The 19,564-nt window shown below is 63.5% G+C and carries 18 protein-coding genes; 13 read left to right on the forward strand and 5 right to left on the reverse strand.

The window, feature by feature from the left end:
- Positions 1-147 precede the first annotated feature (147 nt).
- From argS to ppk1, 13 genes are all read left to right on the forward strand, one after another.
- Complete coding sequence (gene argS, locus OP494_RS11595; protein ID WP_280540922.1) at positions 148-1,833, forward strand: arginine--tRNA ligase; 1,686 nt, start codon at positions 148-150, stop codon at positions 1,831-1,833.
- A gap of 2 nt (positions 1,834-1,835) precedes the next feature.
- Positions 1,836-2,534 carry an SPOR domain-containing protein gene (locus OP494_RS11600; RefSeq protein WP_280540923.1) on the forward strand — a complete coding sequence of 233 codons (699 nt, stop codon included), beginning with the start codon at positions 1,836-1,838 and terminating at the stop codon, positions 2,532-2,534.
- Between the two features lie 153 nt (positions 2,535-2,687).
- A complete protein-coding gene (gene hslV, locus OP494_RS11605) occupies positions 2,688-3,206 on the forward strand; it encodes an ATP-dependent protease subunit HslV (RefSeq protein WP_040239597.1) in 519 nt (172 codons plus the stop codon).
- Positions 3,207-3,244: 38 nt separating this feature from the next.
- Complete coding sequence (gene hslU, locus OP494_RS11610) at positions 3,245-4,570, forward strand: ATP-dependent protease ATPase subunit HslU (protein WP_040239595.1); 1,326 nt, start codon at positions 3,245-3,247, stop codon at positions 4,568-4,570.
- A gap of 61 nt (positions 4,571-4,631) precedes the next feature.
- Positions 4,632-5,015 carry a DUF971 domain-containing protein gene (locus OP494_RS11615; protein ID WP_280540926.1) on the forward strand — a complete coding sequence of 128 codons (384 nt, stop codon included), beginning with the start codon at positions 4,632-4,634 and terminating at the stop codon, positions 5,013-5,015.
- Positions 5,016-5,113: 98 nt separating this feature from the next.
- A complete protein-coding gene (ubiE, locus tag OP494_RS11620; RefSeq protein ID WP_246967420.1) occupies positions 5,114-5,860 on the forward strand; it encodes a bifunctional demethylmenaquinone methyltransferase/2-methoxy-6-polyprenyl-1,4-benzoquinol methylase UbiE in 747 nt (248 codons plus the stop codon).
- Between the two features lie 7 nt (positions 5,861-5,867).
- Positions 5,868-6,518, forward strand: coding sequence for an SCP2 sterol-binding domain-containing protein (locus OP494_RS11625; protein WP_280540928.1), 651 nt, complete (start codon positions 5,868-5,870; stop codon positions 6,516-6,518).
- Positions 6,515-8,137, forward strand: a complete 1,623-nt coding sequence (gene ubiB / locus OP494_RS11630) for a ubiquinone biosynthesis regulatory protein kinase UbiB (protein ID WP_280540929.1) — start codon at positions 6,515-6,517, stop codon at positions 8,135-8,137. The genes OP494_RS11625 and ubiB overlap by 4 nt, the downstream gene beginning before the upstream one ends.
- 71 nt (positions 8,138-8,208) lie before the next feature.
- Positions 8,209-8,547, forward strand: coding sequence for a phosphoribosyl-ATP diphosphatase (locus OP494_RS11635; protein ID WP_280540931.1), 339 nt, complete (start codon positions 8,209-8,211; stop codon positions 8,545-8,547).
- Positions 8,548-8,584: 37 nt separating this feature from the next.
- Entirely contained in the window at positions 8,585-8,860 is a 276-nt protein-coding gene (gene tatA / locus OP494_RS11640; RefSeq protein WP_280540935.1) for a Sec-independent protein translocase subunit TatA, read from the forward strand.
- Between the two features lie 5 nt (positions 8,861-8,865).
- Complete coding sequence (tatB, locus tag OP494_RS11645) at positions 8,866-9,261, forward strand: Sec-independent protein translocase protein TatB (protein ID WP_280540944.1); 396 nt, start codon at positions 8,866-8,868, stop codon at positions 9,259-9,261.
- A complete protein-coding gene (gene tatC, locus OP494_RS11650; protein ID WP_280540947.1) occupies positions 9,258-10,037 on the forward strand; it encodes a twin-arginine translocase subunit TatC in 780 nt (259 codons plus the stop codon). Before tatB ends, tatC begins: the two co-directional genes overlap by 4 nt.
- A 172-nt stretch (positions 10,038-10,209) precedes the next feature.
- The gene (gene ppk1, locus OP494_RS11655) at positions 10,210-12,411 is read left to right on the forward strand and encodes a polyphosphate kinase 1 (protein WP_280540949.1); all 2,202 of its coding nucleotides are present in this window, start codon (positions 10,210-10,212) and stop codon (positions 12,409-12,411) included.
- 147 nt (positions 12,412-12,558) lie between these two features.
- Here ppk1 and OP494_RS11660 read toward each other — a convergent pair whose 3' ends face one another.
- The 5 genes from OP494_RS11660 to ubiD all read right to left on the reverse strand — a co-directional run bounded on the left by OP494_RS11660 (position 12,559) and on the right by ubiD (position 19,427).
- On the reverse strand, positions 12,559-14,709 hold the full coding sequence (locus OP494_RS11660) for a PhoX family phosphatase (RefSeq protein ID WP_280540951.1): 2,151 nt from the start codon (positions 14,707-14,709) through the stop codon (positions 12,559-12,561).
- 99 nt (positions 14,710-14,808) lie between these two features.
- Entirely contained in the window at positions 14,809-15,879 is a 1,071-nt protein-coding gene (locus tag OP494_RS11665) for a 3-deoxy-7-phosphoheptulonate synthase (RefSeq protein WP_280540953.1), read from the reverse strand.
- Positions 15,880-16,388: 509 nt separating this feature from the next.
- A complete protein-coding gene (gene folM, locus OP494_RS11670) occupies positions 16,389-17,102 on the reverse strand; it encodes a dihydromonapterin reductase (RefSeq protein WP_280540955.1) in 714 nt (237 codons plus the stop codon).
- Complete coding sequence (locus OP494_RS11675) at positions 17,099-17,911, reverse strand: NAD(P)H-flavin reductase (RefSeq protein WP_280540957.1); 813 nt, start codon at positions 17,909-17,911, stop codon at positions 17,099-17,101. Before OP494_RS11675 ends, folM begins: the two co-directional genes overlap by 4 nt.
- Positions 17,901-19,427, reverse strand: coding sequence for a 4-hydroxy-3-polyprenylbenzoate decarboxylase (gene ubiD / locus OP494_RS11680; RefSeq protein WP_280540959.1), 1,527 nt, complete (start codon positions 19,425-19,427; stop codon positions 17,901-17,903). Before ubiD ends, OP494_RS11675 begins: the two co-directional genes overlap by 11 nt.
- Between the last annotated feature and the right edge of the window lie 137 nt (positions 19,428-19,564).

Genomic DNA, 19,564 nt, shown 5'->3' on the forward strand with positions numbered 1-19,564 from the left:
CCGCCGCCGCGAGCGGCAACGAAAGACACATGGCGTCGCTGGGTTTAAAGGCGTCGGCCAATCGCCGATAATAGGCGATCTAACGCTCTTAGCGCAGCCTGGCGCTCGCCGGCCTGTCGCGCGCCAGACACAGGACATCGGAATTTCATGAAAGACACCATCATCGAACTGCTCGACGCGGCCGGTACGCAGCTCAAGCAGCAAGGCATTCTTCCCCAAGACACTCCGCTTGCCATCAAGGTCGAGCCCACCAAGGACAAGGCCCACGGCGACTACGCGAGCAACCTCGCGCTGACCCTGGCCAAGCCGGCCGGACGCAAGCCACGCGAGCTGGCCGAGGCACTGGTCGCGGCGCTGCCGGAAAGCGCCGCCATACGCCAGGTCGACATCGCCGGCCCCGGGTTCATCAACTTCTTCGCCGCCACCGACGCCGTCGCCCAGGTCATTCCTAACATCCTGGATGCCGGCGATACCTTCGGGCGCAGCCTGAGCGGCCAGGGCCAGCAGGTGCAGGTGGAATTCGTCTCCGCCAATCCCACCGGACCGCTACACGTCGGCCATGGGCGTGGTGCCGCCATCGGCGACTGCCTGTGCCGGCTGCTGGAAGCCACCGGCTTCGATGTCACCCGCGAGTTCTACTACAACGATGCGGGCGTCCAGATCCAAAATCTCGCCCACTCGGTGCAGGCGCGCGTGAAAGGTCTCACGCCAGAGGCCGCCGAGTGGCCCGAGAACGGCTATCGCGGCGCCTACATCGCCGATGTCGCCAAGGCGTATCTGGCCGGCGAGACGATTACCGCCGATGATCGAGAAGTCACCGGCAAAGGGGATGCCGAGGATCTTAAGGCCATTCAGGACTTCGCCGTCGCCTACCTGCGCCGCGAGCAGGATCTCGACCTCAAGGCGTTCGGTGTCGCGTTCGATGTCTACTTCCTGGAGTCGTCGCTGTACAACGACGGCAAGGTCGACGCCACGGTGAAAGCACTCGTCGACGGTGGCCATACCTATGAAGAGGATGGCGCCATCTGGCTGCGCACCACCGACTTCGGTGACGACAAGGACCGGGTGATGCGCAAGAAAGATGGCGACTATACCTATTTCCTGCCGGACGTCGCTTACCATCTCGACAAGTGGCAGCGCGGCTTTACCACCGTGATCAACGAGCAGGGCGCCGATCACCACTCCACGGTCACCCGCGTGCGGGCCGGCCTTCAGGCGCTGGAAACCGGCATCCCGCAAGGCTGGCCGGACTACGTGCTGCATCAGATGGTGCTGGTCACGCGCTCCGGGGTCGAGGTGAAGCTCTCCAAGCGCGCCGGCAGCTACGTGACCCTGCGCGATCTCATTGATGAGGTGGGCCGTGATGCCACCCGCTTCTTCCTCGCCGCACGGCGTGCCGATTCGCAATTGACCTTCGATATCGATCTGGCCCGCTCGCAGTCCAACGACAATCCGGTCTACTACATCCAGTACGCCCATGCGCGCGTGTGCAGCATGATGCGCCGCGCCGAATCCGACGCCAAGGCATTCGATCATGCGCTGGGCATGCAGCACCTGAATCGGCTCGACACCGAGCAGGAGAAAGAGCTGATGAACCGCCTGGCACGCTACCCGGAAGTCGTCGAACGGGCCGCCCGGACCCGCGAGCCACAGCAGGTCGCCCAGTACCTGATGGATCTGGCCTCCGATTTCCACACTTGCTACAACGCGGTCAAAGTCATGGTCGACGACGATGAGTTGCGCAATGCACGGCTGGCACTGGGCTTGGCCACGCGCCAGGTGCTACGCAACGGCCTCGACCTGATGGGCGTCAGCGCACCCGAGGAGATGTAAGCATGGCTCGTCGCCCCGCTCAGCAAGGAAAGAGCAACGCCCGCGCCGCGTCACGCGGCGCCACCAGCCGCAAGCGCCAGACCAAGTCATCGCGCGCGGGCCTTCCAGGATGGCTATGGGGCGTGGCCGGCTTGATCGCCGGCTTCGCGCTCGCCCAATACTTACAGCAGTCGGCCCCGGACCCGGTCGCCACGGTCATGCCCAAGCCCTCCAACAGCGCCTCGTCCGGCAGCGATTCGACGGGTAATACAGGCGATGGCGCCTCACCCAGCGGTGCCGCCAACGAGGACGCCTCCGAGTCGCGCATGCCGACCTTCGAGTTCTATACCTTATTGCCGGAATCGGAGGTCATCGCACCCAAGGTGAATAACACCACTGCGGCGCCCAGCAGCGGCGGTGAGAGTTCGCCGGACACGAGCGACGACCGTGCTGATGAGGTGGTGGCCGACCCCTCCGCCGATGGGCTCAAGTACATGCTGCAGGCGGCCTCGTTTCGCAAGGTCGCCGATGCCAAGCGCCTCGCAAGTCGACTTCAGGACCTCGGACTGATCGCCAAGATTACCGAAGTGCAAACCTCCAACGACGAAACCTGGCATCGTGTGCAGGTCGGCCCCTACCAAGACACGAATGAGCTGACGCGCGCCCAGGACCTGATGGTGACACAAGGCATCGAGCCACTGCTGATCAAGCTACAGAACTGAAGGGGCGCTCGGGCGGCTTGATTTCCCCGTCTGCCGCCCGCATTACCGTGAGCATCATGGCATTCGTCGCCACCGTTTTATCGCCTGGGGGGCCACGGGCGCCTCGGCAATCAAGTCATCGGGTGCCCGACACCCCACAAGGAGTTCCCATCCATGACCACGATCGTATCCGTACGTCGCGGCGAACATGTCGCCCTCGCCGGCGATGGTCAGGTTTCGCTCGGCAACACGGTGATGAAGGGCAACGCCAGCAAGGTACGCCGCATTCACCATGGCAAGGTGCTGGCCGGTTTCGCCGGCGGCACGGCCGACGCCTTCACCCTGTTCGAGCGCTTCGAGGCCCAGCTGGATAAGTACCAGGGGCACCTGGTCAAGGCCGCCGTCGAGCTTTCCAAGGAATGGCGCACCGACCGCGCCCTGCGGCGCCTGGAAGCAATGCTCGCCGTGGCTGACAAGAACGCCTCGCTGATCCTCACCGGTAACGGCGATGTCGTCGAACCCGAGCGCGGGATCATCGCCATCGGCTCCGGCGGCCACTACGCCCAGGCCTCCGCACGCGCCCTGCTCGAGAACACCGAGCTCGACGCGCGCGCCATCACCGAGAAGTCGCTCGAAATCGCCGGCGATATCTGCGTCTTCACCAATCAAAACATTACCCTCGAGGAGCTGTGAGCCACGCTCACCGCTCCCGGGCAGCATAGGGCTCCGTCATGACACAGATGACTCCCCGCGAGATCGTCCACGCACTGGATCAGTACATCATCGGCCAGCAGGAAGCCAAGCGCTCGGTGGCCATCGCCCTGCGTAACCGCTGGCGTCGCATGCAGCTCGACGACAGCCTGCGCGGCGAGGTGGTGCCCAAGAACATCCTGATGATTGGCCCCACGGGGGTCGGCAAGACCGAAATCGCCCGTCGCCTGGCCAAGCTGGCCGGGGCGCCATTCATCAAGATCGAGGCGACCAAGTTCACCGAAGTGGGCTATGTCGGCCGTGACGTCGAGTCGATCGTTCGTGATCTGGTCGAGATGGCCATGAAGATGGTCCGCGAGCAGGCCAAGGAAGAAGTCGCTCACAAGGCCGAGGACGCCACCGAGGAGCGCATTCTCGACGCGCTTCTGCCGCGGCCGCGCGGTAGCGAGTACGACCATGCCCGCGACGACTCCTCAACGCGCCAGACCTTCCGCAAGAAGCTGCGCGAAGGCCAGCTCGACGACAAGGAGATCGACATCGAAGTCACGCCCCAGGGTGGCAACTTCGATATCTCCGCGCCGCCGGGCATGGAAGAGATGACCAGCCAGCTGCAAAGCATGTTCTCCAACATGGGCAAGCAGAAGTCGGAATCGCGCCGCGTGACCGTCGAGGAAGCCCGGCGCCTGCTGCACGACGAGGAAGCCGCCAAGCTGGTCAACGAGGAGCAGATCAAGAACCGCGCCATCGAGGCAGTGGAGCAGAACGGCATCGTCTTCCTCGATGAGATCGACAAGGTCGCCAAGCGCGGTGACTCGGGCAGTGGCGGCGATGTTTCCCGCGAAGGCGTGCAGCGCGACCTGCTGCCGTTGATCGAAGGGTCGACGGTGTCCACCAAGCACGGCATGGTCAACACTGACCACATCCTGTTCATCGCCTCGGGGGCATTCCACCTCTCCAAGCCATCGGACCTGATCCCCGAGTTGCAGGGGCGCCTGCCGATCCGCGTCGAGCTGCAAGCACTGACGCCGGCTGACTTCAAGCGCATCCTCACCGAACCGTCCGCCGCGCTGACCAAACAGTACCAAGCGCTGCTGGCGACCGATGGCCTGGACGTGAACTTCACCGATGAAGGCATCACGCGCATCGCCGAGATCGCCTGGCAGGTCAACGAAGGCACCGAGAACATCGGCGCCCGGCGCCTGCACACGGTGATGGAACGCCTGCTCGAGGAGCCATCCTTCCAGGGCGGCGACATGGCAAGCCCGCTGACCATCGATGCCGCCTATGTCGACGAGCAACTCGGCGAACTGGCCACCGACGAAGATCTGTCGCGGTACATTCTCTAAGCCACGCGCTACGAGCTTCGGGCAACGAACCGCTCGAAGCTCGAAGCTCACCGGAGGTTCCATGACCGCACCCGTTCCCACGCGCATCCATTACCATCAGAAGGCCCGCGAGCTCGAGCTCGGCTATGCCGATGACACGTCCTACCGCTTGCCGGCGGAGCTGTTGCGCGTGTTCTCACCCTCCGCCGAGGTTCGCGGCCACGGCCCCGACACGGCTGTACTACAGGTTGGCAAGAAGGATGTCGGCCTCAAGAACATCACCCAGGCCGGGCGTTATGCCCTCAAGCTGCACTTCGATGACGGCCACGACAGCGGCCTGTATAGCTGGGACTACCTCTATGAAATGGCCCGCCATCAAGAGCAATGGTGGGCCGATTACCTGCGCCGTCTCGAGGAGGCCGGTGCCTCGCGCGAGCCTTCCACCATCACCATCAAGGAGTTATAAGACACCCCGGCGTGGCGACAAACGCCGGGGGCGACGTTACAATGCAGCCCCACTTCCACGCACCGCGCGGGCACTCCACGCCTGCCCAAGGAAAGGTCATGGACAAGCGCACGACCCACTTCGGTTATCAGGAAGTTCCGGTCGAGGAGAAAGCCGACCGGGTGGCGCAAGTCTTCCATTCGGTCGCCGCCCGCTATGACGTCATGAACGATCTCATGTCGTTCGGCGTGCATCGCCTCTGGAAACGTCTGACCCTCGAGCGCGCCGGTGTCCGTCCCGGCCATCACGTGCTCGACATCGCCGGCGGCACCGGCGACCTGGCGCTCAAGTTCTCGCGCCTGGTCGGTCCTCGCGGTCGCGTGGTGCTTGCCGACATCAACGCCTCGATGCTGCGTGTGGGACGCGACAAGTTGCTCGACAACGGTGTCGGCGACAATGTCGAATACGTGCAGGCCAATGCCGAAGCGCTGCCCTTCGCCGACAACAGCTTCGACTGCATCACCATCGCCTTCGGCCTTCGCAACGTCACCGATAAAGATGCTGCACTGCGCTCCATGGCGCGCGTGCTCAAGCCTGGCGGCCGCCTACTGGTACTGGAATTTTCCAAGCCGGCGAGCGCTGCACTCTCGCGCCTCTACGACGAATATTCCTTCCGCGTCTTGCCGCGCATGGGCGAATGGGTCGCCCAGGATGGCGAGAGCTATCGTTACCTGGCCGAATCGATTCGCATGCATCCCGACCAGGAAACCCTCAAGGCGATGATGGAAGACGCCGGGCTCGAGCGTGTCGAGTACACCAACATGACCGGGGGCGTCGTCGCCCTGCACCGTGGCATCAAACTATGAGGCCGTCATGCCGGTGATGTTCACCACCCTGCTGGCCAGCGCGGAAACGCTGATCAACGGGCTGCTTGCACACGATCCCGCTTCGCCCTCGCAATTGTCGCAGCTTGCCGGACAACGCATATCGCTGCGTCTTGAACGCCCGGCACTGGCGGTGTTGGTGCATTTCGACACCCACGGCATCACCCTGCTCGCCCAGCACGACCCCGACGAGGCCGATAGCGACGTGGTCGTCGAACTGGATGTCGAGACCCTGGGTGCGCTGCTGGGTGGCGAACGTGTCGAGGCACTGATGTTCGCCGGAAGGCTGTCGGTGCGCGGACGCACACACGTGCTCGAACGCGCCAGTCAGTTGCTCAGTGATCTGGAGGTCGACTGGGAAGCCGAGCTCGCACACTGGCTAGGCGATATGCCCGCGCATAGCCTGTCGCAAGGCTTGCGACGCCTGAACCGCTTCGGTCTACGTACGCGCGGCGAGTTGCGACGCGACGTGCATGAATACCTGACCGAGGAAGCACGGCTACTGCCCAGCCGCACGCAATGGGAGATCGCCCGCGAGCACCTGACGCAACTGGGCCTGGCCACCGACCGACTCGAGGCACGCCTGGACCGGTTGGTTCGCGAGATCGAACGTCGCCAACAGGAGGAACACGCGTCGTGAGTTTGCGGCTGTTTCGTATCGGCTGGGTGATCGCGCGCTTCCGCCTCGACACCCTGATCCCCTCAGAGCGCCTCCCCGGCATACTGCGCCTGGCGATGAAGCTGTCGCCACTGCGCTTGCTACCCACCGGCCCGCACACCCGAGGCAAGCGCCTACGCCTGGCCCTCGAGGCCCTGGGCCCGATCTTCGTCAAGTTCGGCCAGATGCTCTCCACCCGACGTGACCTTCTACCGCCGGATATCGCCGACGAACTCAAGCGTCTACAGGATCAGGTACCGCCGTTTCCCGGCGAGCAGGCCCGCGCACTGGTCGAGGAAGAGCTCGGCATGGATATCGATGCCGCCTTCGCCGAATTCACCCGCGAGCCACTCGCCTCGGCCTCCATCGCCCAGGTCCACGGCGCACGCCTGCACAGCGGCGAAGACGTGGTGGTCAAGATCATCCGCCCCAACATCGATGGCGTGATGCGCAAGGACATTGGCCTGCTGTATACCTTCGCGCGTCTGCTCAAGCGTGTTCCCGAAGCCAAGCGGCTACGCCCCGTCGAGGTCGTTGCCGACTACGAGGCGACGCTGTTCGATGAACTGGACCTGCACAAGGAAGCGGCCAACACCTCACAGCTCAAGCGTAACTTTCGTGATTCGCCGCTCCTTTACGTGCCGGCGATTCACTGGTCGCTGACACGCAAGCAGGTGATGGTTCAGGAGCGTATCCACGGCATTCCGGTGGCCGACATGGACGCCCTGCAAGCGGCCGGCATCGACTTGCGCCGACTCGCCGAGCGCGGTGTGGAAATCTTCTTCACCCAGGTGTTTCGCGATAATTTCTTCCATGCCGACATGCACCCCGGCAATATCTTCGTGTCCGCCGACAATCCGCGCGACCCGCAGTACATCGCCATCGACTGCGGAATCGTCGGCAGCCTGACCCGCGAGGACCAGGATTACCTGGCCCGCAATCTGCTCGCCTTCTTCCGCCAGGACTACTACGAAGTCGCCGTGTTGCACATCGAATCGGGCTGGGTCGGCGAGGACACGCGCGCCAACGAGTTCGCCGCGGCCATTCGCGCGGTTTGCGAGCCGATTCTCGAGAAACCGCTCAAGGACATCTCCTTCGGCCAGGTACTGCTGGGGCTGTTCCAGACCGCGCGGCGCTTCAATATGGAAGTCCAGCCGCAGCTGGTGCTGTTGCAGAAAACGCTACTCAACATCGAAGGGCTTGGTCGCCAGTTGTACCCGGACCTGGACTTGTGGAGTACCGCCAAGCCTTACCTGGAACAGTGGATGAAAGAACGTGCCGGGCCTCGCGGCTTCTGGGACGCCTTGACCAAGCACGCACCCGAACTCTCGCGCCAGTTGCCCGAGCTGCCCGTGCTGGCCCACCAGGCGCTCGCCCGCAGCGAAGACAGCCACCGCCAGCAGCGCCAGCAAACCGAGGTGCTCAATGCCTTGCAACGGCGTTGGCACAGTGCCGGAACGCGCGCGCGGCGGCTGCGTTTCGGTGCCTTGCTGATCGCCGTAGCGCTGGCCTGGCAGCCCCTCTGGGAGTGGGCGAACAGCCAACCCTGGCCGGTGCTGGTCGCCGCCGCACTGGGACTGGCACTCATCGCCTGGCGTTAATACCCCTATCAGCGCGCAATGTTGCTGCTATCATCTACCCACCATCCTCTTTGTCTCGGAACCGTCACATCATGAGTGATACGCTTTCCCAGCTATCGGACGTCCTGGCCGCACGCCGCCATGCCGCCCCCGACAGCTCGTACGTTGCCAAGCTCCATGCCCAGGGCCTCAACAAAATCCTGGAGAAAGTCGGTGAGGAAGCGACCGAAGCCCTGCTTGCGGCCAAGGATGCCGAACACGGCGACGACAAAACGCGGCAGGCATTGGTCGCCGAAACCGCCGACCTGTGGTTTCATAGCCTAGTGATGCTCTCGCATCTGGACATCGACCATCAGGCGGTGCTGGATGAACTGGCCCGACGCTTCGGAACGTCCGGCCTGGAAGAGAAAGCGTCACGCCCATCACGCTAATCGGCCCGGCCGTCTGCGGGCATCAAGGAGATCTTCCATGTTAGGTGGAATCAGTATCTGGCAGCTGCTGATCGTTCTCGGCATCGTCATCCTGATCTTCGGCACCAAGAAGCTGCGCAACCTGGGCAGCGATCTCGGGGGCGCCGTCAAGGGGTTCAAGAGCGCCGTCGGCGAAGAGGAACAGAAAAAAGCGCACGACGACGAGGACACGACGCAGCAGCGTGTCGAGCATGAGGCGAACGACGAGACGCTCGACACGCACTCGAAAACCTCGCAATCGTCCAAGGCCGACGAAACCTCCGAGCGGAAGTAACCGCCATGTTCGATATGGGCTTTCTCGAACTGATGCTCATCGGTGTCGTGGCCCTATTGGTGCTGGGACCAGAGCGCCTGCCCACGGCGGCGCGCACCGTGGGCCTGTGGATCGGCAAGATCAAGCGCACGGTGTCCGGCATGCAGCGCGAAATCAATGCACAGCTGGAAGCCGAGGACCTGCGCCAGAAGCTCAACGAGCAACAACGCAAGCTCGACGCCGGTCTGCACAAGGTTCGCGACGGGGTCGAACGCCACGCCGACGACACCGATACGCATCACGCCGGATCACACCGGGACCCGGCGACGCCTAGACCGGGTGATGACACCCCGACGGCGCGTCCCGCCACCTCCCGGGAAACACCCGACGCCTCGTCCGCCAAGGATTCCAACACCCCATGAGCGATACACCGCCCCGCGAACCGGAGGAGCACGCCCAGACACCCTTGATCGAACACCTGATCGAGCTGCGTTCGCGGCTGGTCAAGGCAGTGGCGGTAATCGTCGTCATCTTTGCTGCGCTTTACGCCTTCTCCAACGACATCTACAGCTTCGTTGCCGACCCCCTGATGGCGCTCTTGCCCGAAGGCTCGCAGATGATCGCCACCGAAGTGGCCTCGCCTTTCCTGGCGCCCTTCAAGCTGACGCTGTTCACGGCCTTGTTCATCGCCGTTCCCTTCGTGCTCTACCAGGCTTGGGCATTCATCGCCCCGGGCCTCTACCGGCACGAGAAGACGTTGGCATTTCCTCTGCTCGCCTCGAGTATCTTGCTGTTCTACGGCGGCGTGGCCTTCGCCTATTTCGCGGTCTTTCCCCTGCTGTTCGACTTCTTCGTCCATACCGGGCCGGAGAACGTCACGGTCATGACCGATATCAATCAGTACCTCAATTTCGTGCTCAAGCTGTTCTTCGCCTTCGGTGCGGCCTTCGAAATTCCCATCGCCACGTTCCTGCTGATCTGGACCGGCGCGACCAGTGTCGAGAGTCTCGGCAAGAAACGCCCCTACGTGCTCGTCGGCTGCTTCGTGGTCGGCATGCTGATGACGCCCCCGGACGTGGTCTCCCAGAGCCTTCTCGCCATCCCCATGTGGCTGCTGTTCGAGGTCGGCATCCTCTTCGGTCGCCTGGTCCCGCGTCACCGGCATGACGCCGATGACGAAGCACCCTACGAAGACTGATTTCCGACAAGCGGGCCACGCTTGGCCCGCCCTCTCCGTAGGTTGGCGCGTGTCGCGCCCTGTTTCGTGCGTATACTGAAGATGCCCGGTCGTCACTGTCACATTCCTGTCACAGACGGGTGTCATGCTTCCGGGGCAGCGGTTGATCACCAGCGACGACAGGGAGCTCATGATGGACGGTACGCGCTCTTCCGATGTTCCCCTCGGTAGCGACAACACCACCTCTCAGGAGGCCGGTGAAACGCCGCCGCTACGCGTCAATCGCACGCGCACGGGCATTCACGCCAAGCCCGCGCCGTTCCCCGAGGCCGATCTTGACGATCCGGCACTGTATTTCAATCGCGAACTCTCGCACCTGCAGTTCAATATCCGCGTTCTCGAACAGTCCTTGGACACCTCGCATCCACTGCTCAATCGGCTGATGTTCCTGCTGATCTTCTCCTCCAATCTGGACGAGTTCTTCGAGATTCGCGTGGCCGGCCTCAAGCACCAGATTGCTCTAGCCCGCGAGGAAAGCGGCGCCGACGGCATGCCACCACGCCAAGTGCTGACCGAGATATCGCGCATCGCCCACGAGCAAGTCGAGCGGCAATACCGCATCCTCAACGAGACGTTGATTCCCGCGCTCGAAGAGCAACGCCTGCGTTTTCGTCGCCGCACGCAGTGGACCGAGGCCCAGGCCGACTGGGTACGCGAGTATTTCGCCGAGGAGATCATGCCGGTGATCAGCCCCATCGGCCTGGACCCTTCGCATCCATTTCCTCGTCTGGTCAACAAGAGCTTGAACTTCATCGTCGAGCTCGAAGGCACCGATGCCTTCGGCCGTGAAGGGGGACTTGCCATCCTGCCTGCGCCACGCTCCCTGCCACGCTTGATGCGCCTGCCCGAAGCACTGAGCGAAGCCCGTTATACCGAATACGTCTTCCTGTCGTCGATGATCCATGCCCACGCGCAGGAAGTGTTTCCCGGCATGCAGGTACGCGGTTGCTACCAGTTCCGCCTGACGCGCAACGCCGATCTGGCCGTCGACCCCGAGGACGTCTCGGACTTGGCCTCGGCCTTGCGCGGTGAACTGCTGGCACGACGCTACGGTAGTGGCGTGCGCCTCGAGGTGGCCGATAATTGTCCCGACCGGCTGTCGCGCTTCCTGCTCACCCAGTTCGAACTCGAGGCGGCGGACCTCTACCGCGTATCCGGCCCGGTCAACCTGACTCGGCTGATGTCGGTACTCAGTGATGTCGACCGCCCTGACCTTTTGTATCGCACCTTCACGCCAGGGTTGCCACGTCAGGTCAAGAGCGATGTCAGCCTGTTCACGCAGATCGCCCAGAACGATATTCTACTGCACCATCCCTTCCAGTCGTTTGCACTGATCGAAGACTGGCTCCAGGAGGCCGCCAGCGATCCGGACGTGCTGGCGATCAAGCAGACCCTGTACCGAACCGGCGCCGATTCGCCCATCGTCAGCGCCCTGGTCGATGCCGCACGCAACGGCAAGGAAGTCACCGTGGTCATCGAGCTGCGGGCACGCTTCGACGAGGCCGACAACCTCGCGCTGGCATCGCGCCTTCAAGAAGCCGGCGCCATCGTCATCTACGGCGTCATGGCCTACAAGACGCATGCCAAGATGCTCCACGTGGTCCGCCGTGAACGCGGCGCATTGCGCTACTACGCGCATCTAGGCACCGGCAACTATCACTCCAAGACGGCCAAGTTGTACACCGACTACAGTCTGCTCACCGCCAACGAGACGCTTTGCGAAGACGTTCACAAGGTCTTCCAGCAGCTCTCGGGTATGGGCAAGCCGCGCCAGATCGACACGCTCCTGCACGCGCCATTCGTGCTGCACGACCGCCTGGTGTCGATGATCGACCGCGAAGCGCGTCACGCCGAAAAGGGCCAAAAGGCGCAGCTGATCATCAAGTGCAACTCGTTGACCGATCCACAGTTGATCCGCGCGCTGTATCGCGCCTCGCGCGCCGGGGTGCAATGCGACCTGATCATTCGCGGTATGTGCTGCCTGCGCCCCGGCGTCGAAGGGATCTCCGACAATATCCGGGTGCGCTCGATCATCGGTCGCTTCCTGGAACATACCCGCGTATTCCATTTCCACAATGGCGGCAAGCCCGAAACCTGGTGCTCCAGCGCGGACTTCATGGAACGCAACATGTTTCGCCGCGTGGAGACCTGCTTCCCGCTGCTCGACAAGAAGCTCGCCCAGCGCGTACGCAAGGATCTGGCCACCTACTTGGTGGACAACTGTCAGAGCTGGGAGCTGCAGACCGACGGCCGCTACCGTCTCCTCGATGCCGGCGACGCCGAACCGATCAGCGCCCAGGAAACCTTGCTCTACGCCTACGCCGCCAAGCCCTGAGCTCGAAGCTCGAAGCTCGAAGCTCGAAGCTCGAAGCTCGAAGCTCGAAGGCAGCCTAAACACCACCGCCTCCGTCGCGAGCTCAAGCGACGGAGGCGGTTTTCTTTTCAGCTTCCAGCCGCGTAGCGGCGCTCTTCCAACTTTCCGCTATACCCCGACCTGGCCGCCGTCGTCTTTCTGGATCACCACCGTGGCCGCCCGCGGGCGTACGCTGTCGGCAGTGGCGTGCGTGGCATCCTGCGTCGCCGCATCAGGGTCCGCTGGCCAATTACCGGGGTGCTGAATGTTGATGAACAACGCTGTCTTGTCGGGTGTAGCGAAGATGCCGGTCACCTCGCAGCCATTGGGCCCCACCGCGAACCGCTTGAGTTGCTGCTGGTTGCCGGCGCCCACCACCGAGGCCTGACCGCTATCGTGTGATAAGGCACCCGGCACGACCGCCAGCACTTGGTCGTTGGTCTGCTCGGCGACACCATCGTAGCCATTGTCGGTCTCGATCCAGAGGATGCCCTGGCCGTCGTCGCGCGCGTCGTACCACAGCCCATCGGGGCTGGCGAACTGGTTGCGTTCGGTAAGTCCTGAAAGGTTGGTCGTATCGTCCGCGGCGGCACCGAACACGAATACCTCCCAGTCGAAGCGCGTGGCGTCATCGCCTCGCTCGCGCCAGCGCAGTATCTGCCCGCTCTCATTGTCGGCCCGGGGATTGGCGGCATCGGTGGGGGCCGTGGCATAGCCAACGCCCGAAGCGTCGATAGCGTCGCCGCCGTTGGTATACGTCGGCTCGCTGTGTGCCGACGTCCGCTGGGAGTTGTTGGTCAGCGTCATGTAGACCTCGCCGGACACCGGGTCGACGGTCCCCCATTCCGGACGATCCATGGGCGTTGCCCCTAGCAGGTCGGCGGCGTCACAGGTGTGCACGATGATGCCTGCCCGATCGCCCTCCGCCAGCGATAGGGCCTGCGCCAGCGTGCGCCCGTCTGCCAGAAGCGTGGAGGGTTCGAGTGGCAACCACTCGCCACTGCCATCGGCGTTGAACCGCGCCACATAGAGGGTGCCTTCGTCGAGATAACGATCACCGAGCGCTAGACGATCCTCGGTGGCGCCGGGGCGACTGGCATGTGCCGGATCCCAGTGTTTGGCAGACACGAACTTGTAGATGTATTCATTGCGCGAGTCATGCCCGGAATAGAAGACCAACGGTTCGCCGGGAACGACCTTGCCCGGCCAGCAGCCTTCATGACGAAAGCGCCCCAGCGCGGTGCGCTTCACCGCCCGGGACTGGCCATCGTAGGGGTCGACCTCCACGACATAACCGAAGGTGCGCGTCTCGTTGCGATAATCGTCCCGCGGCCCGTTGCCACGAGGTGTGACGTCGAAGCGCGCGAATTCGTCGTCGCGCTCGTCGGCGTCACCCGCCGCGGTTTCCCAACCGTAGCGCCCCCGATCGGTGGGGAGCCCCAGGCGACGATCGTCGATATTGAGCTCGCCTCGATTGACGAAGACCTCGGGCCAGTTCTCTTCGCAGGTCAGGTAGGTGCCCCAGGGAGTGAAGCCATTGGCGCAGTTGTTGTTGGTGCCTCGCGTGCGCGTGCCATCCGGGGAGTAACGGGTTCTGACGTAATCGCTGCCGGCCACGGGCCCTGCCAAATCCATCGGCGTCGCGCTGGTGAAGCGGCGATTGTGGGCATCGCCGACCACATGCAACCAACTGCCATCCTCCTGCTTGCGCACCCGCACGATGGTGACGCCATGGGCATTGATCTCGGTACGCACCTCGTCGGGAGGACGTTGACCGCTGTCGGGATTCGTCGGCCCGCCGCGCGGCGCCCAGAGCGCGTCCTGATCGATATACTCGTTATTAAGGGCGAGCAGGAAGTCGCGCGAAGCATGTTGCTCGCTCAACGGGAAGGCATGCATGCCATCGTGATGCATGCCCACGCAGTGGGCCTGCGCCTCGGCGGTCATCTCCTGCTTACGATGCCAAGCCGGTCCCTGCTCATCCAGCGGCGTGCCCCAGGGAATCAACACCTGGGCGGTATAGCCCTCGGGCACCACCACGGCATCGGTACGCGAGCCACGCAGTGACTCGAACGCCAGCGCCAGCGGCGTCTTGCGGGCACCGTTTTCCTGCGCGTTGGCCAGGTTGAGCCCGCCGATGCCGCTCAACATGCCCAAGGCAGCGAGGCTCAAACCGCCGCGCATGATGTCACGCCGAGAAACATGGCGTGCCAGTACCGACGAGAACGGTTCGTTATCGCTACGGTTGAAGTTGTGCTGGGTCTCGATTTCCTTGCTCATGGTCTCTCCTCACGGCGTTCCACCGACACACCGGCGTGTCGGAACATGCTGTGAGGTCATATCCTGAACCGCCGATATGACAGTGCCATGAAGCGCCGCTCAAGCACATGCGTCGCACAACCGCTCGGCGGCCAATGTCAGCAAGTGCTCGGTGCCTTCCCAGCCCAGGCAGGCATCGGTGACGGAGACGCCATAACGCATGGCACCCGGCTTCAGCGCCTGCTTGCCTTCGTACAGGTGGCTTTCCAGCATCACGCCGACCAAATCGCGATCGCCGGCCAGACGCTGCTCGAGCACATCGAGCATGACCTCGGTCTGACGGCGGTGGTCTTTGCGCGAATTGGCATGGCTGCAGTCGACCATCAAACGCGGCGTGATACCGGCATTCTGTAGCTCGCGGCGACAGGCACGCACCGAGTCCACATCGTAGTTGGGCTTGCCATGCCCGCCACGCAGCACCACGTGGGTATGCGGATTGCCGTCGGTCTCGCGCATCGCCGGGCGACCAGCATCGTCGAGAGCGAAATGACGATGCGGGTGCGCAGCGGACTGCATCGCGGCAACGGCGACATCGACGCTGCCGTCGGTGCCATTCTTGAAACCCACCGCGGCGCGCAGGCCACTGGCGAGTTCACGATGGATCTGCGACTCGGTGGTGCGTGCCCCGATGGCCACCCAACTGAGCAGGTCTTCCAGGTACGGCGCGGCCATCGGCTGCAGTAATTCGGTGGCCACGGGCATGCCCAGGGCGGCGATGTCACGCATCAAGCGCCGCGAGACCTCCAGGCCATGCGCCATGTCGTCGCTGCCATCCAGGTGCGGGTCGTAGGCGAGGCCCTTCCAGCCCACGGTGGTACGCGGCTTTTCGACATATACACGCATGACCAGCAGCAGACGGTCGTCGAGGCGCGCGGCGAGCTCACTGAGCTTTTCAGCGTATTCCAGCGCCGCGCACGGATCGTGAATCGAGCAGGGCCCCACCACGACCAGCAGGCGGTCGTCGCGGCCATCGAGAATGGCCTGAATCTCGCCACGCTGGCGTTCGATCTGCTCCTCCAGGGCGTCTCCCAGCGACAGGCGCTGCTTGAGCTCACCCGGTGTGGGCAAGGGCTGATGAGAAGGTGCCGTGGCGATCTCGGGGCGTTGGGGCATCGTCAAGGGTGCGTTCATGTCGAGTCTCTTGTCTGGGCTGTCCGTCACGAGCGGACAGCGGAACTTCGTGTTCGGCGGACGCCACCCAGCGTTTCACGGTCGGAGGTGGCAGCTAAGACCGACCGGACGTCGCTAAATCGCCAATAATATAGTGCCTGCGTGCTCTGCCATGCGCCGCCGATCTCGAACATGTTTCGCTCCCGTGTCATTCGTCAAAAAAGGGGTGGATTAAACGCAAAAACCCCCGGTCGGGTTGCCGACCGGGGGTTCGAAGACGCAGGAGGCAACCCGGGGTGGGGCGTGCCTCGCGGCGTATCAGGTCATGTGACCCTACCGCCGGGCACGCCGGGGCTAAACCAATACCAATAGCTAAAGCCAAAGAACGCGCGCGCACTCTCTTCCGCTGCCTGAATCGGCAGGGAATACATGCTTGCGGTGGCTGATGCTATCGACATGGGTTGACTCCAAAACATGCTCTCATCCTACACGGCTGTCGCCATTTGGCAAGCCCAAGGCGGGGCTATCGCTCATCGCAGGTGACGACCACCATCGACGGGCAATATCGCACCGGTCACGAAATCGTTGTCGAGCAGATAACGCAGCGTCTGATAGATCACGCCCGGCCCCGGCACCTTGGCCATCAACGACTTGGCTTTGGCCTTCTCGGCATAGGCCTCATCGTCACCGTCGCCCAGCATGATCAAGGCCGGCGCGATGGCGTTGACCTGAATACTCGGCGCGTACATCGCGGCAAACGAAAGGGTCAGATTGTCCAGCCCCGCCTTGGTCGCCGCATAGGCGGCGTGCTTGCGCGAGCCCTTCTGGCTGACGTAATCGGTCATGTGGATGATGTCGCGCTGCGGTTCTTGGCAGGCCTCGAGCAATTCGCGGGCATGCAGATTGATCAGGTACGGGGCCTGCATGTGCACGCGAAACAGGCGCTCGAAATTGGCGCCAGCATCGTCGTCGAGGCTGTCCGGCGCCCAGTCGCTGGCATTATGGACGATGGCGCGCAGCGACGAGGTCTGCGCCTTGAGGCGCGCGATGAAATCGTGAATGCCCGCCTCGCTGGAAAAGTCCGCTTCCAGGGTCACCGCCCCGCGCCGCCGCAACGCCTCCAGGGACTCGCGCTCGCGACGGTAGCTCATGATCACCGGCTGTCCGTCGTCGAGCAGGCGCTCGACGCAATGGCGCCCCAAGCGCTGGGCGCCCCCGGTGACGAGAATCGGCGATTGGCTCATGCGTCGTCCTCCGCGCGGCGCTCACCGGGCGCCAAAGGTACGCTCTCGGCCGGGTCGTCCGGCAGCGGAATCAACGGCACGCGCGGCGCATAGGCAAAGACATCCGAGAAGACCCGTTCCGGATCGAGCCCCAACGGCGCCAAGGTGTCGATGCAGGCGTAGACCATGCCCGGCGAACCGGAAAGATAGACATCTTCGCCGGAGACATCCCCCAGCACCTCGGCGAGGACCGCGTCGATACGCCCGACGTGACGCGTCACGCCCGGCGGCGTGCTCAGTCCGGAATCGCTCTCCTCGCTGACGGTGTGCATCTCGACATGCGTATGCTCGGCGACCCATTGCAGCGCCAGGCTTTCCAGATACAGATCCCGCGGATGCTTGACCGCCCACCACAGCCGAATCGGGCCCGGGTGGTCGTTGGCCAAGGCCGCCTCGACGATGGCTTTCATCTGCGCGAAACCGGTGCCCGCCGCGATCAGCGTCAGCGGCCGCCGACTGTGGGTATCCAGCACGCAGCCGCCATTGGGCAGGCGCACCGTTAACTGAGCGGCCTGCACGAGGATCTCGCGCAGGCGTGCCGAATTGCTGCGTTCAGGCCAATGCTGAACGTGCAACTCGATGATGCCGTCGTCGACATGGGCGTTGGCGATGGAGAACGGTACCCAGATCTCCTCGTCGAGCTTGAGTTCCAGATACTGGCCGGGAGCATGCGCGATGGCCTCGCGGCGCCCCGCCAGATGGACGCGAAATACGTCGGTCGTCAGGTCCTCGACCGATTCGACATGGCAGGTCAGCGTCTTAGGCGTCATCGTGTCCTCGTTCGTCGCTCTGGGGCGAATGGCGGGGGGCCGGTGGCGGCGTAGCGATGCCGTATTCCTCCCAGCGCGCGTCGACACGCCGCTTGACGGCATCGTCCATGACGATGGGGGTACCCCACTCGCGGTCGGTTTCGCCCGCCCATTTGGTGGTGGCATCGAACCCCATCTTCGAGCCCAAGCCCGCCACCGGCGAGGCGAAATCGAGATAGTCGATCGGCGTGTTCTCGACCATCACCGTATCGCGCGCCGGGTCCATGCGTGTAGTGATCGCCCAGATCACGTCTTCCCAGTTGCGCGCGTCGACATCGTTATCGAGCACGATCACGAACTTGGTGTACATGAACTGGCGCAAGAAGCTCCAGACGCCCATCATCACGCGCTTGGCGTGGCCCGGGTACTGCTTTTTCATGGTCACCACCGCCATGCGGTAGGAACAGCCCTCTGGCGGCAGGTAGAAATCGACGATCTCGGGAAACTGCTTGCGCAGGATCGGCACGAACACTTCGTTGAGTGCCAGGCCCAGGATGGCAGGTTCATCCGGTGGCCGCCCCGTATAGGTGGAATGATAGATCGGATCGCGGCGATGGGTGATGCGTTCCACGGTGAAGACCGGGAAGGTTTCGACCTCGTTGTAGTAGCCGGTGTGGTCGCCATAAGGACCTTCCGGCGCCGTATCGTCGGGGTAGAGGTAACCCTCGAGAACGATTTCGCTGGAGGCCGGCACTTCGAGATCGGCATGCCCGCACTTGACCAGCTCGGTGCGCGAGCCGCGCAGCAAGCCGGCGAAGGCGTATTCGGAGAGGCTATCCGGCACCGGCGTCACCGCACCGAGAATGGTCGCCGGATCGGCGCCCAGCGCCACCGCCACCGGGAACGGCTCGCCCGGGTGGGCTTGCTGCCATTCCTGAAAATCCAGCGCCCCGCCGCGATGCGAGAGCCAGCGCATGATCAGGCGGTTCTTGCCCAGTTTTTGCTGGCGATAGATGCCCAGATTCTGGCGCTCCTTGTGCGGGCCCTTGGTCACCACCAGCGACCAGGTCACCAGCGGCGCCACATCGCCCGGCCAGCAATGCTGGATCGGCAACTGGTCGAGATCGACCTCGTCGCCTTCGCGGATCACTTCCTGGCATGGCGCCTTGCGCAGCGTCTTGGGCCCCATGCTCATCACCTGCTTGAAGATCGGCAGCTTTTCCCAGGCATCGCGGAAGCCCTTGGGCGGCTCCGGCTCTTTGAGAAACGCCAGCAGTTCGCCGACCTCGCGCAGCGCGGCTATCGAGTCCTGGCCCATGCCCAGCGCGACACGCTCCGGCGTCCCGAACAGATTGCCCAGCAACGGCATGGCGTGGCCCTTGACGTTCTCGAACAACAGCGCCGGCCCACCCGCACGCAGCGTGCGATCGCAGATCTCGGTGATCTCCAGATAGGGATCGACCTCCGCCGTGATTCGCTGGAGCTCACCACGTTCCTCCAGCGCCGCGATGAAATCGCGCAAGTCCCGATACTTCATGTGGTTTTCCGTGCCAGAACGCGAAAAGGGCAGCATAACATGCTGCCCTTTCATTGACCGCCCATCGGCCTTCAGCCCGGCGATATCTTGCACGCCTCAGCCGAGGCAGGCCTTCCGGAGGCGCCATGAACCCATCC

The organism is Chromohalobacter sp. 11-W, from assembly GCF_029889905.1.
GTDB lineage: Bacteria > Pseudomonadota > Gammaproteobacteria > Pseudomonadales > Halomonadaceae > Chromohalobacter.